The organism is Streptomyces sp. Ac-502, assembly GCF_045222935.1.
GTDB classification, from domain to species: domain Bacteria; phylum Actinomycetota; class Actinomycetes; order Streptomycetales; family Streptomycetaceae; genus Streptomyces; species Streptomyces monomycini.
The window spans coordinates 1,340,645-1,355,788 of record NZ_JBHFFO010000001.1; the positions used below are offsets into that span (position 1 = coordinate 1,340,645).

Consider the following 15,144-nt stretch of genomic DNA (forward strand, 5'->3'; position numbering starts at 1 on the left):
ACGGTGGAGGGGTACTGCCGGGTACGGACGCACACGTACGGAGACGAAGGGGCCGGACCATGACGGCCCGGCCCCGTAGTCGTGTCAGCGCGCTTGCGGTATGCGGCTCGGTACGGACGGTTCCACGCCGTGCCTCGGCGCCGGTGCGATCCGCGCCGCGCCGGTCCCCGCAGTGGCCGCGGCCAGCGCCTTGCCACCGCCGACGACGGGCAGGCGGGCGGCGGTGCGGGCGAGGTCGAGGGTCAGGCGCGGAGTCGTGGACGGCGGGTCGATCAGGCCGGCGTCCGTCCCGGCGATGATCAGGGCGAGCCGGTGCCCGGCGGGGACGACGTGGTCGCTCGCGGCCAGGTCGAGGGTGATCGTGTAGGGCTTGCCGGGCGTCAGCGGGCGGCCCTTGCCCGGGTCGGCCCAGTTGCCCAGGTCGGCCCAGCCGCGGCTGAAGACGGTGTGGCCGACGTTCACCGTGTCGGCCTTCGTCTCCTTGAAGCAGGCACTGTCACCGGTGGTGCTCGCGCCCCAGCAGGTGCGGTCGGCGAGGGTGGTGATGCCCTCGCCCGCCGCGCCGTAGTTGCGGATGGTGTCGGGCCCGAGGTCCACCAGCACGGCGGAGAGGTGGGCGGTGCTGGTGCTGGGGGTGGCCGTGACGGTCACCTTGCCGGAGCCGGACAGGCGCAGCGGCTTGGCGAGGGGCTTGGTGGTGAATCCGGCCTTCGCGGGGGTGGAGGTGTCGATCTGCGCGGACCAGTCCTCCTCGTTCAGGCGCGGGTCGTCGGTGAAGGTCTCGGTGGCGCCGTGCGGCGCGCGCCGGGTGCCGAGGTCGCCGACGCCCGGGGCGTTGCCGTTGCGCGGCCGTACGGTGGTGGCCGAGGTTCCGGCGGCGGGCCAGACGCGGTCGGTGGTCCACCGGTCGGGGGCGCGTTCGATGTCGGCCATCGGCTCGTCGTCGATGCCGTTGTCGTAGCCCATCAGGTAGTGGTCGAACCAGCGGTGCAGGGTGGGCACCCAGGCGGACCGGCGGAAGTCGAACGGGTCGACGTGGCCGGTCTGGGAGAGCCAGACCTTGCGCTCGACGCCGTTGTCGGCGAGCGCGTCCCACCACTGGCCGAAGTGCTTGGTGCGGACGTTGAGGTCCTGCATGCCGTGGACGGCGAAGACGCTGGCGGTGACGTTCTCCGCGTCCTTGACGTAGTCGCGTTCGGTCCACAGCCGGGTCCAGTCGCCGGTGCGCGGGGCGCCCTCGGCGAGTTTCTTCTGCACGGCGTCGCAGCGCAGGCGCGCTTCGGGGCTGTTGACGTAGTCGGCCAGCCGGTCGGGGCCCGAGCCGTACAGCGGGGCGCCCTTGGCGAAGTAGTAGTCGTACCAGGAGGAGATGGCGGCGATGGGCACGATGGTCTTCAGGCCTTCGACGCCGGTGGCGGCGACGCCGTTGGCGATGGTGCCGTCCCAGCTCTTGCCGATCATGCCGGTGTTGCCGTTCGACCAGCCGGCGGTGACGCGTTTGCCGCCGGTACGGGAGTCGTAGGCGCGTCCCCGGCCGTTGAGCCAGTCGACGACGGCGCGCGCGGACTGGATGTCGGAGCGTCCGCCGACGTCCACGCAGCCGTCCGAGCGGTTGGTGCCCGCCAGATCGACCAGGACCGCCGCATAGCCGCGCGGCACGAAGTAGTTGTCGTAGAACAGCGGGAACTGCACGGGCCGTCCGGCGCTGTCGTAGGTCTTCTTCTGGCTCTCGTTGCCACGTCCGCAGCAGGAGTAGTAGGGGCTGGCGTCCATGATCACGGGGACCCGGCGGCCCTGCTGCGCGGGTTCGCGCGGCCGCACGATGTCGACGGCGACCCGGTCGGTGCGTCCGTCCGAGTCGCCGTCGATTCTCGTGTCCACCCAGACCGATTCGCGTATCGCGCGGTCGTAGGAGTACACGGGTCTGGAGCCACCGGAGGATGCCTGGGCGGCGGACGCCGGGCCGGTGAGCGTGGTCAACAGGGCGACGGCCACCGCCGCCACGAGCGCTTTCCAGGGGATGCGGGGGAACCGCGCGCTAGGGGTCACGGGCGGACGGTAGCGCGGGGGAACTCCTGTGCGTAAGAGTGCGCGGGGTGGCGGGCGGGAACGGAGCGGTGTCCGCGGGGTGCCGTGCCGCACGGTGAGCAGGAGCGACCTGTGACGTCCTGATGTCGGTCATGTGTCAGATGCGGCCATGGACATGACGGGCGGGCCCCCGGTACATAAGGTCTGAACATCTGAGGATCTGTTGGGCCCACCAGGCCCACCTCCCCTGACAAGCTGGAGGATTTCGTGCGTCACAGACTCATCGTTCCGGGTGCGGCCGCCCTCAGCCTGCTGCTGGCGATCCCGGCTTCCGCGGCCAGTTACGCACCCGGCGCTCCGGGCGCGGGCGACTCCTACTACCCCGAGAGCGGCAACGGCGGGTACGACGTCTCCCACTACGACCTGCGGCTGAAGTACCAGCCGAAGACGGACCTGCTGGAGGGCACGGCGACGCTGCTCGCCAAGACCACCCAGGACCTGAACCGCTTCAATCTCGACTTCGGCCTGAAGGTCAGCGAGATACGCGTCAACGGCAAGAAGGCGTCCTTCGCCACCTCCGGCAAGCACGAACTGGAGATCACGCCGGCCACGCCGCTGCCCAAGGGCAAGGACATCAGCGTCGTCGTGCGCTACGCGGGCAAGCCGTCCGAGCTGAAGATCGACGGCTACTCCGCCTGGCACCGCACGCCGGACGGCGGGGTGATCGCGCAGGAGCCGGACTCCGCCGTGTGGTGGTTCCCGAGCAACGACCACCCGACCGACAAGGCGACGTACGACATCTCGGTCTCGGTGCCGGACGGCAACCAGGCGCTCAGCAACGGCGTCCTGCTGTCGCAGACCTCCAAGCTCGGCTGGACGCGCTACAACTGGCGTTCGGACAAGCCGCAGGCGCCGTACCTGACCACGCTGGCGGTCGGCAAGTTCGACGTCACCAAGGACACCACGGCCAGCGGTCTGCCGGTGATCAACGCCGTGAGCAAGGACCTCGGTTCGTACGAGGGCTCGGCGCGCGCGAGCATCGAGCGCACCACCGAGGTCACGGAGTGGCTGGAGTCGGTCTTCGGCCCGTACCCGTTCAACTCCGTCGGCGGCTACGTCCCCAACGTCAAGGCCGGGTACGCGCTGGAGACGCAGACCCGCCCGTTCTACGGCAAGGAGGCGTTCGCCAACGGCACCAACGTCTCCGTGGTGGTGCACGAGATCGCGCACCAGTGGTACGGCGACAGCGTCTCGGTCAAGGACTGGAAGGACGTCTGGGTCAACGAGGGCTTCGCCCGCTACAGCCAGTGGCTGTGGTCGGAGAAGGAGGGTGAGGGCACCGGTCAGGAGCTGGCCGACTACGTGTACGCCCAGCACCCGGCCGACGACCCGTTCTGGAAGGTCAAGCCGGGCGACCCGGGCCCGGACAACCAGTTCCACGGCGCCGTGTACGACCGGGGCGCGCTCACCTTGCAGGCCCTGCGCAACGAGGTCGGCGACCGGGCGTTCTTCGGGCTCCTGAAGTCCTGGCCCACCGACAAGAAGTACGGCAACGCCTCGGTACAGGACTTCGTGACGTACGCCGAGCGCAAGACCGGCAAGCCGCTCGCCGGACTGTTCGACACCTGGCTCTTCCAGCCGTCCAAGCCCGCGGCCCCGGCGGCGAAGAAGGCGTTCGGCGCCCGGTCGACCGCCCCGGCCAAGGCACCGGCGCAGCCGAAGTCCTGGAAGTCGATCCAGGCCACGAACACCGTGCACGACCACGACCACGGTCACCAGCACTGACGTGGAGCGGGGCCCGGCGCGGTGTGCGCCGGGCCCCGCCGCACGTGCCACGTCCCCTCCATCTCCGCGCCACCCAATAGTTACTCAGAAGTAAGTGCGCCTGGTTCGATGTTCGGCGGGTCATCCGCCGCACGCCACCAGGAGTCCGTATGCCGCACCGTCCGCCACACCGTCCGCTCACCGCCGCCCTCGCCACGGCACTGGCCGCCGGAACGGCCGTCACGGCGTGCTGCGCCATGGCCCCCGCGGCGTCGGCCGCCCAGCCGCCGGCGGCCCGGCCCGCGGCCGCGGTGCCTGCGGTGCCTGCGGTGCCTGCGGTGAACGTGCTCTCGTACAACGTCTTCCTGATGAGCAAGAGCCTCTACCCCGTCTGGGGCCAGGACCACCGGGCCAAGGCGATTCCCGCCGCCGGGTTCTTCCGAGGCCAGGACGTCGTCGTCCTCCAGGAAGCCTTCGACAACACGTCCTCCGACGCGCTCAAGTCGGCTGCGGCGGCCCAGTATCCGCACCAGACGCCGGTGGTCGGGCGTGGCAAGAGCGGCTGGGACGCCACCGGCGGCGCCTATTCGGCCGCCACTCCGGAGGACGGCGGGGTCACCCTGCTGAGCAAGTGGCCGTTGCTCCGCAAGGAACAGTACGTGTTCAAGGACGCCTGCGGTGCCGACTACTGGTCCAACAAGGGCTTCGCCTATGCGGTGCTGAACGTCCGCGGTACCACGGTGCACGTGGTCGGCACCCACGCCCAGTCGACCGACCCGGGCTGCAAGGCGGGCGAAGCGGCGGCGGTCCGGGCGAAGCAGTTCAAGGAGATCGACGCCTTCCTGGACGCGAAGCACATCCCGGCGGACGAACAGGTCATGGTCGCCGGGGACTTGAACGTGGACAAGCGCAGCCCCGAATTCGCCTCCCTGCTGACCGACGCCGGTCTCGTGGCGGCCGACGCGCGCACCGGACACCCGTACTCCTTCGACACCCGGGAGAACTCCGTCGCGGCGTACCGCTACCCGGACGACCCGCGCGAGGACCTGGACCACGTCCTGCACCGCCGCGGCCACGCCCGGCCCGCCGGCTGGTCCAACGAGGTCGTCGCGGAGCGGTCCGCCCCCTGGACGGTGTCGAGCTGGGGCAAGGACTACACGTACACGAACCTCTCGGACCACTACCCCGTGGTGGCCGCTCAGCGTTCGAAGTAGGCCGGGGCTCCGGCCGGGGCGGTCCTTCATGGCGGGTCGGCGGGCGGACTTCGGGCAACTGGTCCTCGCGCGAGCGGACCTCGTACAAGCGGACCCCGCGCGAGCGGACCTTATGTAAGGGGCAAAGAACCTTGGCGCCACTTGCCTTCCTGGACACCGGGGGTCCAGGATGCTGTCGTGACCGAGTTATCAGCCGATCCACGGGCCGCTTCCGCGCGGCCCTCCCCACGACCGCCGTCGCCCCGCGTCCGGGACCGCTGCTCGCCGTCCTGCTGTCCGCGTGGTTCATGGCGCAGTTCGACTTCTTCGTCGTCAATGTCGCCGCCCCCTCGTTCGAGAAGGACCTGCACGCCGGGCCCGCCGCCCTCGAACTGATCGTCGGCGGCTACGCCTTCGCGTACGCCAGCGGCATGATCACTGGCGGCCGGCTCGGTGACCTCTTCGGGCACCGGCGTACGTTCATCGTCGGGCTGATCGCCTTCGCCGTCACCTCGCTGCTGTGCGGCATCGCGGTGAGCCCGGCCCAGCTGGTCGGCGCCCGCCTCCTCCAGGGCTTCGCCGGGGCCGTGATGGTGCCGCAGGTGCTCGCCACGATCACCGCCACGTTCCCGGTGCACGCCCGAGGCCGGGCGATGGCCTGGTACGGCGTCGCCGGCGGCACGGCCTCGGTCGCCGGGCAGGTGCTCGGCGGACTGATGCTGGACGCCGACATCCTCGGACTCGGCTGGCGGGTGCTGTTCCTGATCAATGTGCCGATCGGCGTGGTCGCGGCCCTGCTGGCCCTGCGGTTCCTGCCCTCGGTGCGCTCCGGGCGCCGGGCCCGGCTGGACCTGGCCGGCGCGGGCGGCGTGGCGCTGACGCTGGGCCTGGTGCTCGTACCGCTCGCCATGGGCCGGACCGCCGGCTGGCCGGTCTGGACCTGGCTCTGTCTGGCGGCCTCCCTGCCGGTGGGCGCGGCCACGGTGTTCTGGCAACGGTCCCTGGCCGCCCGGGGCGGTGCGCCCGTCCTGGACCTCACACTGTTCCGTGAGGGGTCCTACCTCGCCGGGGTGGTGACGGGGGCGGCCTTCATGGCGTACTGGGCGAGCGTGATGTTCACCCTGACGCTGCTGCTCCAGGGCGGTTTCGGGCTGGGGCCCTTCGGGGCCGGGCTGGCCTTCGCGCCGACCGGCGTCTGCTTCGCGGCCAGCTCGCTGCTCAGCCGTCCGCTGGTGCAGCGCTTCGGCCTGCGCATACTGCAACTGGGCAGCGTCGTCACGGTGGCCGGCCTGACGGCGCTCACCCTCGTGCTCCACTTCCTGCCGGACCGCGGGGCGCTGCCCTGGGTCGTGGTCACGATGGCGGTGGCCGGGGTGGGCAACGGGCTCACCTTCCCGCAGCTGATCGGCGCCTCGCTGGTGCGGGTGCCCGCGCAGCGGGCCGGGATCGGCGCCGGGGTCCTCACCACCGCCCAGCAGTTCGGCGGGGCCGCCGGTGTCGCGGTCATCGGCGCGGCCTTCTTCGCCCTGGCCGGCAGCGCGCCGACCGCCGCCGGGTACGCGCGTGCCGCCATGTGGACCACGGTGGTCTCGGTCGCCCTAACCTGTGTGGTCACGGTGCTGACGACCGTGATCCGGCGGGCCGCCGACCGCAGCGCGCGGGCCGGACTCGACAAGGCCGCGGAAGCGGCGAGAGGGACGGACGAGCGGTGAGAGGGGCAGGCGGCTGAATCGTCCGCTTGGTGAAGGGCGGTCGCGCGGCTTGCGCGCGACCGCCCTTCACCGTGTTCTACGGACTCGCGGTCACCCCTTGTCGAGCGTCGCCCGGCCGGCCGCCGCCTCGCGTTCGGCCGCGATCCGGCTCACCCGGCCGCGGACCGCGAACCAGCCGCCGAACAGCGCGGCGCCGATGACCGGCACCAGCATCACGGTCTGCTGCCCCACGCCCTCGCTGTCGAAGGCCATCAGGACGACGACGCCCAGCAGGAAGACGATGGTCACGATGTCGGTGACGGGCGTGCCCGGCAGCTGGAAGCGGGGGCGGTCGACCAGGCCCGCGCGGGAGCGCCGGACGAAGACCATGTGACAGAGCATGATCGTGCACCAGGTGCTGATGATGCCGAGCGCCGCGATGTTCAGCACGATCTCGAACGCCTTGCCCGGCACCAGGTAGTTGAGGCCGACGCCCAGCACGCACACCGCCGAGGTGAGCATGATGCCGCCGTACGGCACCTGGTTGCGGTTCATCAGGGCGGCGAACTTCGGCGCCGAGCCCGCCATCGACATCGAGCGCAGGATGCGGCCGGTCGAGTACAGGCCGGAGTTCAGGCTGGACATCGCGGCGGTGAGCACCACGAGGTTCATCACGTCGCCCGCGGCCGGTACGCCCACGTTGGACAGTACGGTCACGAAGGGACTCTCGGAGCCGGTGTACTTGTTCCACGGCAGCAGCAGCGCGAGCAGGATGACCGAGCCGACGTAGAAGACACCGACCCGCCACATGATCGAGTTCACGGCCTTGGGCACGACCTTCTCCGGCTCGCTGGTCTCGCCCGCGGTGACGCCGACCAGTTCGACGGCGGAGTAGGCGAAGACCACGCCCTGGAGCACGACCACCACGGGCAGCAGGCCGCTGGGGAAGAAGCCGCCGTGGTCGGTGATCAGGTTCAGGCCGGGCGTCTCGCCGCCCACCGGGTGCTGGGTGGTCAGCAGGAAGATGCCGATGAACATGAAGACGACCAGGGCCGCGACCTTGATGATCGCGAACCAGAACTCCATCTCGCCGAAGATCTTCACCGAGATGAGGTTGACGGCCAGCACCACCGCGAGCGCGATCAGCGCCATGGCCCACTGCGGTACGTCGGTGAACAGGCTCCAGTAGTGGGTGTAGAGGGCGATCGCGGTGATGTCGGCGATACCGGTCGTGGACCAGTTGACGACGTACATCCAGCCCGCGACGTAGGCGCCCTTCTCCCCCAGGAACTCCCGCGCGTACGAGACGAAGGAGCCCGAGGACGGGCGGTGCAGCACCAGTTCACCCAGGGCCCGTACGACGAAGAACGCGAACAGGCCGCAGACCGCGTACGCGACGGCGAGCGCGGGTCCGGCGGAGGCGAGCCGGCCGCCGGCGCCCAGGAACAGGCCGGTGCCGATCGCCCCGCCGATCGCGATCATGTTGATGTGCCGGCCCTTGAGGCCCTTGCTGTATCCGGCGTCTCCCGCGTCCTGGGCGGTCGAGGCCTTCCCCCGTCCGGTGGCCTGTGGGCGTCTTCCTGGACGGTTTCCGTGCTCACAGCTGGTTCATCTCGCTTTCGGGCAGGCGATGGAGCCGTCACCGGTCCCACGGGTCACGCGAGTCCGGCCGACGGCACACCTTCCCCCAGAGCCGCCCCCTCGTCTGTGTGCTGGATCACAGCATGTATGAGCCATCAATAATCCGTCCGGTTATGACCGGAATGGCTTGTCGGGGTCACGTCGATGAGCCCCGCATTCCGCCACGCTCCGGTCATCACTCCTCACTCAGGAGAGCGACGCGCACCGTCGCGTTCCGGTCTGCGCTGGCTGGAAACCGCCGCCGAGTCGAGAGCGCGGCGCAGGCGCCGGGAGGGCGCCGCCGGGGAGCAGGCGGGTCAGCGCACCGTGACCAGCACCTGGTCCGTGGACGGCAGAGACTCCGGCATCTCGTCCGTGATCCAGGCGTACTCCAGCGCTGCCAGGCTGGCGCCCTTGTCGGTCCACACCAGCAGTTCACCGAGGTACTCGCCGTACCGGTCGTGGACGTGCGCGTCGACGGGCACCAGCTCGGAGGGCATGGCCGCGCACCGCACCGGTTCCCGGACCCGCAGGTCGACGCTCACCGATCCGGGCCCCCAGCGGGCCACGACATCCGTCCGGTCCAGCTGGCCACGCAACTCGTACGCTCCGGCGAAGTCGGCGGCGAGGATGTGCTCCAGCACGGCTCGCTCGGACACGGTCAGCGGACGGCGCTCAATGGGCAGGCGGGACATGCGCCCATGATCCCAGGACCGTGGAGACGCGTGTCCGCCCCAAAGCGTGCAGACCCGCGGTCCACCGCGCACGGTCACCCACCCGCGCACCTCACTCCCGCCAGGCCCCGGAAGGTTTCACAAGGCCGGTGAGACAGCAATACTGTTGAACACGGTCGGCCGCGGCACGGACGCGGCGGGCGCAGGGGGCGCGGGCACCCGCGCGGACGCAGCGAGGGAAGTGAGGCGCGCCATGGCCACCGGGGCCGGGGAAGAACCGACACTCACCGTCGACGAGTTGGCCGCCCGCGCGGGCGTGACCGTGCGCACCGTCCGTTTCTACAGCACCCGGGGGCTACTGCCCCCGCCCGCGATCGGCCCGCGCCGCGTCGGCCGGTACGGCGCCGCCCACCTCTCCCGGCTCGCCCTGATCGAGGAACTCCAGCACCACGGCATGACGCTGGCCGCCATCGAGCGCTACCTGGCCCGGCTGCCCGACGACCTCAGCGCCCACGACCTCGCCATCCACCGCGCGCTGGTGGCCTCCTGGTCGCCGGACTCCGCCGAGGAGGCGACCCGGGCCCAGCTGGAGCGCCGCGCGGGCCGAGCGCTGAGCGAGGACGACATCGGCCGGCTGGCGGCGATGGACGTCCTGGAGCGCACCGGGGACCCCGACGCGTTCCGGGTCGACCCGGCCGTCCTCCACCTGGGCATCCGGCTGCTGGACGTACCGGTGGCGCTGGAGACGCTGCTCGCCGCCCGTACTGTCGTGCAGGAGCACACGCGCTCAGCGGCGCGCGAGCTGACCCGGCTCTTCCATGACGAGGTCTGGGGCCCCTACCGCGCACGCGAGTCGGACCCCGAGCAGGTGGAGTCCATGAAGTCGCTCTCCGCGCACATGCAGCCGATGGTGGTGCAGGCGCTGGTCACGGCCTTCCAGCGGTCGATGCGCGAGGAGCTGCGGGCGACCTACGCCGAGGAGTGATCCCGCGCCCGGCGGGCATGACGTGGGTACCGGTCCGGCGGGGGTGACCGGCGGTGCGGCACAGCCCGACGAGCGAGACGAGGCCGTGGGTGGAGGGGCGCAGCATTTCCCGGGCCGAGGCGGCGGACATTCTCGCCCGGCAGGAGAGCCACTTCTGGGAGTTCAAGAGCGGCCGCGCCGGCGGGGCGGTCGTGCAGGTCATCGCGGCCGCCCTGGCCAACGCCGAGGGCGGGGAGTTCATCGTCGGCATCGAGGATCCGCGCAGCGGGCGCGGGCTGGCGCGGTGGCGCGGCTTCGCCTCGTTGGAGGACGCCAACTTCGTCCAGCAGGCCATGGTCGACCAGGTGGAGCCGCCGGTTCCGTACGACATCGAGTTCCTGCGGGTGGACGGGCACCCGGAGCTGGGCTGGGCCTGCCTGGTCACGGTCCACAAGAGCCCGGACGTGCACCGGACGGCGCGCGGCGAGGTGCCGCAGCGCAGGGGCGCCCAGTCACGGCGCCTGAAGGGGACGCAGATCACCGATCTGTCGCTGTCCAAGGGCGCCCGTTCCTACGAGGACCAGTTGCTGCGCGACTACACCCTGGAGGAGTTGCGGGACGAGGACGAACTGCACGTCTTCCTCGGCCGGTACAGCCCGAGCACCTCCGCCGAACGGTTCCTGCGCCGCCAGCGCCTGGTGGACCGCGGCGGATCGCCGGCGACCGTGGCCGGCGCCGTCCTGTTCGCCGCCGAGCCGCCCGTCGTCGTACCGAAGAAGTGCTCGGTGAAGATCGCCCGGTACGAGACCGGGGAGCAGGTCCCCGACCGCCGGCACCTGAAGTCGGCGCCGACGACGGTGGACGGGCCGGCCCGGCTGCTGATCGACCGGACGCTGGCGGCGGTCACCCGGATCATCCAGTCGGTGCCGGTGCTGGGCCCGGACGGCGCCCTGTCGCCGATGGCCTATCCGCCGGAGGCGCTGAAGGAGATCATCGTCAACGCGGTGATCCACCGGGACTACAACCTCTCCGACGACATCCTGATCTCGGTCTTCGACAACCGGGTGGAGGTCCGCAGTCCGGGCCGGCTGCCCGGCCACATGACGCCGGACACCCTGTTCACGGACCGCTTCGCGCGCAACCCGACGATCGTGCGGCTGCTGAACAAGTACCCGGACCCGCCGAACAAGGACATCGGCGAGGGGCTGGACACCGTACTGAGCACGATGAAGGCGGCGAAGCTCAGGGAGCCGCGGTTCTTCGTGGAGGACAACGCGTTCGTCGTGGTGCTGGAGCACACGCCGCTGGCCCGGCCCGAGGAACTGGTGCTCCAGTACCTGCGGTCCAACCCGGAGATCCCCAACCGGATCGCGCGCCGGATCACCGGTATCGCCTCCGAGAACCGGATGAAGCGGGTCTTCCACCGGCTGCGGGACGCCGGGCAGATCGAGCCGGTGCCGGACCGGGCCGGTTCCCGTGCGGCGTGGCGCCTCAGACGGGACTGACGGGACTGAGCGGCCGGGCGGGCGGGTCCGATCAGCCAGGGCCGATCAGTTAGGCGGGGCTGACGGCCGGGCAGGTCCGACCGGCCGGGTGGGACCGACCGGCCGGGTCCGTGGTGGTGCGGACCGGCCCCGGGCCGCCCGCACCACCACGCGTCTCACGTCCCACGCGTCTCACGCGTCGCTGAACTTCTCCCCTTCGCCGCCTTCTCCAGCAGCAGCGCGGACGGCGCGAACCGCTCCCCGTACGCCGCCTGGAGCTCGCGGGCGCGGGCGACGAACCCGGGCAGGCCGCCCTCGTAGCCGTTGATGTACTGGATGACGCCGCCGGTCCAGCCGGGGAAGCCGATGCCCAGGATGGAGCCGATGTTGGCATCCGCGACGGAGGTGAGCACGCCCTCCTCGAAACACCGCACGGTGTCCAGCGCCTCGGCGAACAGCATCCGCTCCTGCATGTCGCGGAAGGGGATCTCGGTGCCGGCCTGGGTGAAGTGCTCGCGCAGGCCCGGCCACAGGCCGCCCCGCCTGCCGTCCTCGCCGTACTCGTAGAAGCCTCCGCCGCCGCTGCGGCCCGGCCGCCCGAACTCGTCCACCATGCGGTCGATGACGGTGTCGGCCGGGTGCTCCGGCCAGGTGCCGCCGGCCGCCTCGGCCGCCCGCCGGGTCTCGTCGCGGATCTTGCGCGGGAGGGTGAGGGTCAGCTCGTCCATCAGGGAGAGCACCTTGGCCGGGTAGCCCGCCTGGGCCGCGGCCTGCTCCACGGAGGCCGGCTCGACGCCCTCGCCGACCATCGCCACGCCCTCGTTGATGAAGTGGCCGATGACGCGGGAGGTGAAGAAGCCGCGCGAGTCGTTGACGACGATGGGGGTCTTGCGGATCTGGCGTACCAGGTCGAAGGCGCGGGCCAGCGCCTCGTCGCCGGTCCGCCCACCCTTGATGATCTCCACCAGCGGCATCTTGTCGACCGGCGAGAAGAAGTGCAGACCGATGAAGTCGGCCGCCCGCTCGACGCCTTCGGCGAGGCCCGTGATGGGCAGCGTGGAGGTGTTGGAACACAGCAGCGCATCGGGGGCGACGATGTGCTGGATCTCCTGGAACACCTTGTGCTTGAGGGCGGTGTCCTCGAAGACCGCCTCGATGACGGCGTCGCAGCCGGCCAGGTCCTGCGGGTCGGCGGTGGGGGTGATGCGGGCGAGCAGCTCGTCGCGCTTGGCCTCGGTGGTCCGGCCGCGGCTCAGCGCCTTGGCGAGCAGGCCCGCCGAATACGCCTTGCCCTTCTCGGCCGCCTCCAGGGAGACGTCCTTGAGGACGACCTCGATCCCGGCCCTGGCGCAGGAGTACGCGATGCCGGCGCCCATCATGCCGGCGCCGAGGACGGCGACCTTCTCGACCGTGCGCGGCGCGATGTCCTTGGGGCGGTTGGCGCCGGAGTTGACGGCCTGGAGGTCGAAGAAGAACGCCTGGATCATGTTCTTGGAGACCTGGCCGGTGACCAGCTCGACGAAGTACCGCGCCTCGATGGTCTGCGCGGTCTCGAAGTCGACCTGGGAGCCCTCGACGGCTGCCGCGAGGATGTTGCGCGGGGCCGGGTAGGGGGCGCCGTTCAGCTGTTTCTTCAGGTTGGCCGGGAAGGCGGGGAGGTTGGCGGCGAACTTCGGGTGGGCCGGGGTCCCGCCGGGGATCTTGTAGCCCTTGACGTCCCAGGGCTGCTGGGCCTCGGGGTTGGCGTCGATGAACGCGCGCGCCTTCCCGGTCAGCTCCTCGGGCGTGGCCGCGACCTCGTGGATCAGGCCGTTCTCCAGGGCGCGCGTGGCGTTGTACTGGGTGCCCTGGAGCAGCACCTTCAGCAGCGCGTCGGCGATGCCCAGCAGCCGGACCGTACGGACCACGCCGCCGGCCGCGGGAAGCAGGCCGAGGGTCACCTCGGGCAGACCGATCTTGGTGGCGCGGGTGTCGAGGGCGACGCGGTGGTGGCAGGCGAGCGCCAGCTCGTAACCGCCGCCGAGAGCCGCGCCGTTGATGGCCGCGACGACGGGCTTGCCGAGGGTTTCGATGCGGCGCAGGTCGCGCTTGATGCCCTGGCCCGTCTCGAACGCCCGCTCGGCGTGCTCAGGGGTGACGGCGATCAGGTCGCGCAGGTCGCCGCCGGCGAAGAAGGTCTTCTTGGCGGAGGTGAAGATGACGCCGCGTACGGTGTCCCGCTCGGCCTCCAGGCGGTCGGCGACGGCGGTCAGCGAGGTCTTGAAGGCCTCGTTCATCGTGTTGGCCGACTGGTCCGGGTCGTCGAGGACGAGGGTGACGACGCCGGTCTCGTCCTGTTCCCAGCGGATGGTGGTGGATTCACTCATGGGGTGCGTACTCCGTGGTGGGTGCGGACGAGGGTCAGACGCGCTCGACGACGGTGGCGATGCCCATGCCGCCGCCGACACAGAGGGTGGCCAGGCCGTACCGCTTGTCCTGGCGCTCCAGTTCGTCGACGAGGGTGCCCAGGATCATCGCGCCGGTGGCGCCGAGGGGGTGGCCCAGGGCGATGGCGCCGCCGTTGACGTTGACCTTGTCCAGGGACAGGCCCATGTCCGCCACGAAGCGCAGTACGACGGCGGCGAACGCCTCGTTGATCTCGACCAGGTCGATGTCGTCGATGGTGAGCCCGGCCTTGGCGAGGGCCTTGCGGGAGGCGGGGGCGGGGCCGGTGAGCATGATCGTGGGCTCGGAGCCGGAGACCGCGGCGGAGACGATGCGGGCGCGCGGGGTGAGGCCGTAGCGCTCGCCGACCTCGCGGGAGCCGATGGCGACCAGCGCGGCGCCGTCCACGATGCCGGAGGCGTTGCCCGCGTGGTGGACGTGGTCGATCTTCTCGATCCAGTGGTACTTCTGGAGGGCCACCGCGTCGAAGCCGCCCATGTCGCCGATGGCGGCGAAGGACGGCTTGAGGCCGGCCAGCGAGTCGGCCGTGGTGCCGGGCCGCAGGTGCTCGTCGTGGTCGAGGACGACGAGGCCGTTGCGGTCGGTGACGGGCACGACGGAGCGGGCGAAGCGGCCGTCCTTCCAGGCCGCGGCGGCGCGCTCCTGGGAGAGGGCTGCGTACTCGTCGACGTCGCGGCGGGAGTAGCCCTCGATGGTGGCGATGAGGTCGGCGCCGATGCCCTGCGGGACGAAGCCGGTGTCGAAGTTGGTCATCGGGTCGGCGAACCAGGCGCCGCCGTCGGAGGCCATCGGGACCCGCGACATCGACTCGACACCGCCCGCGAGCACCAGGTCCTCCCAGCCGGAGCGGATTTTGGCGGCGGCCATGTTGACCGCTTCGAGGCCGGAGGCACAGAAGCGGTTCTCCTGGACGCCCGCGACGGTGTCGGGCAGCCCGGCGGCGATCGCCGCGATCCGGGCGATGTCCGAGCCCTGGTCGCCGACCGGCCCGACGACACCGAGCACGATGTCGTCGACGGCGGCCGGGTCGAGGCCGGGGAAGCGGCTGCGCACCTCGTGGATGAGGCCGACGACGAGGTCGATCGGCTTGGTGCCGTGCAGCGCGCCGTTGGCCTTGCCGCGGCCGCGCGGGGTGCGGATCGCGTCGTACACGTACGCTTCGGAAGTCACGGTGAGCAGCCTTTCCAGCTGGCGTTTCGGGGGTAGCGGCGGGGTGTGGGGTGGGAGGTCCGGAGCGGGTTCGGGGGTGGATTCGTGGCGCGGGCTGCGGAGGCCGGAGGC

The 15,144-nt window shown here is 71.2% G+C and carries 10 protein-coding genes; 5 read left to right on the forward strand and 5 right to left on the reverse strand.

The window, feature by feature from the left end:
• Positions 1-84: 84 nt before the first annotated feature.
• The gene (locus tag ACEXOX_RS05820) at positions 85-2,049 is read right to left on the reverse strand and encodes a Xaa-Pro dipeptidyl-peptidase (RefSeq protein ID WP_406519369.1); all 1,965 of its coding nucleotides are present in this window, start codon (positions 2,047-2,049) and stop codon (positions 85-87) included.
• Positions 2,050-2,295: 246 nt separating this feature from the next.
• Here ACEXOX_RS05820 and ACEXOX_RS05825 point away from each other — a divergent pair, with 246 nt between their 5' ends.
• The 3 genes from ACEXOX_RS05825 to ACEXOX_RS05835 all read left to right on the forward strand — a co-directional run bounded on the left by ACEXOX_RS05825 (position 2,296) and on the right by ACEXOX_RS05835 (position 6,697).
• Positions 2,296-3,813, forward strand: coding sequence for a M1 family metallopeptidase (locus tag ACEXOX_RS05825; RefSeq protein WP_406519370.1), 1,518 nt, complete (start codon positions 2,296-2,298; stop codon positions 3,811-3,813).
• A 149-nt stretch (positions 3,814-3,962) separates the two neighbouring features.
• Positions 3,963-5,006: a sphingomyelin phosphodiesterase gene (sph, locus tag ACEXOX_RS05830; protein WP_406519371.1), complete on the forward strand. Its 1,044-nt coding sequence runs from the start codon at positions 3,963-3,965 to the stop codon at positions 5,004-5,006.
• Positions 5,007-5,137: 131 nt separating this feature from the next.
• Positions 5,138-6,697 carry an MFS transporter gene (locus ACEXOX_RS05835; RefSeq protein ID WP_406519372.1) on the forward strand — a complete coding sequence of 520 codons (1,560 nt, stop codon included), beginning with the start codon at positions 5,138-5,140 and terminating at the stop codon, positions 6,695-6,697.
• Positions 6,698-6,787: 90 nt separating this feature from the next.
• Here the strand turns inward: ACEXOX_RS05835 and ACEXOX_RS05840 are convergent, their stop codons facing one another.
• Both ACEXOX_RS05840 and ACEXOX_RS05845 read right to left on the reverse strand, forming a co-directional pair.
• Positions 6,788-8,158, reverse strand: a complete 1,371-nt coding sequence (locus ACEXOX_RS05840; protein WP_406519373.1) for an amino acid permease — start codon at positions 8,156-8,158, stop codon at positions 6,788-6,790.
• A gap of 455 nt (positions 8,159-8,613) precedes the next feature.
• On the reverse strand, positions 8,614-8,991 hold the full coding sequence (locus ACEXOX_RS05845; protein ID WP_406519374.1) for a hypothetical protein: 378 nt from the start codon (positions 8,989-8,991) through the stop codon (positions 8,614-8,616).
• Positions 8,992-9,223: 232 nt separating this feature from the next.
• Between ACEXOX_RS05845 and ACEXOX_RS05850 the strand changes: the two genes are divergently transcribed.
• Positions 9,224-9,955: a MerR family transcriptional regulator gene (locus tag ACEXOX_RS05850; protein ID WP_406519375.1), complete on the forward strand. Its 732-nt coding sequence runs from the start codon at positions 9,224-9,226 to the stop codon at positions 9,953-9,955.
• Positions 9,956-10,044: 89 nt separating this feature from the next.
• Complete coding sequence (locus tag ACEXOX_RS05855) at positions 10,045-11,439, forward strand: ATP-binding protein (RefSeq protein ID WP_406519376.1); 1,395 nt, start codon at positions 10,045-10,047, stop codon at positions 11,437-11,439.
• A gap of 155 nt (positions 11,440-11,594) precedes the next feature.
• On the opposite strand, the gene ACEXOX_RS05860 is transcribed toward ACEXOX_RS05855, so the two are convergent.
• The gene (locus ACEXOX_RS05860; RefSeq protein ID WP_406519377.1) at positions 11,595-13,784 is read right to left on the reverse strand and encodes a 3-hydroxyacyl-CoA dehydrogenase NAD-binding domain-containing protein; all 2,190 of its coding nucleotides are present in this window, start codon (positions 13,782-13,784) and stop codon (positions 11,595-11,597) included.
• A 34-nt stretch (positions 13,785-13,818) separates the two neighbouring features.
• On the reverse strand, positions 13,819-15,033 hold the full coding sequence (locus tag ACEXOX_RS05865) for an acetyl-CoA C-acetyltransferase (RefSeq protein WP_406519378.1): 1,215 nt from the start codon (positions 15,031-15,033) through the stop codon (positions 13,819-13,821).
• Positions 15,034-15,144 lie beyond the last annotated feature (111 nt).

Excerpts from the sequence above, each read along its gene's own strand:
- sph (WP_406519371.1), top strand. The coding sequence starts at position 3,963 with ATGCCGCACCGTCCGCCACACCGTCCGCTCACCGCCGCCCTCGCCACG.
- ACEXOX_RS05840 (WP_406519373.1), bottom strand. The coding sequence starts at position 8,158 with ATGATCGCGATCGGCGGGGCGATCGGCACCGGCCTGTTCCTGGGCGCC.
- ACEXOX_RS05845 (WP_406519374.1), bottom strand. The coding sequence starts at position 8,991 with ATGTCCCGCCTGCCCATTGAGCGCCGTCCGCTGACCGTGTCCGAGCGA.
- ACEXOX_RS05850 (WP_406519375.1), top strand. The coding sequence starts at position 9,224 with ATGGCCACCGGGGCCGGGGAAGAACCGACACTCACCGTCGACGAGTTG.
- ACEXOX_RS05860 (WP_406519377.1), bottom strand. The coding sequence starts at position 13,784 with ATGAGTGAATCCACCACCATCCGCTGGGAACAGGACGAGACCGGCGTC.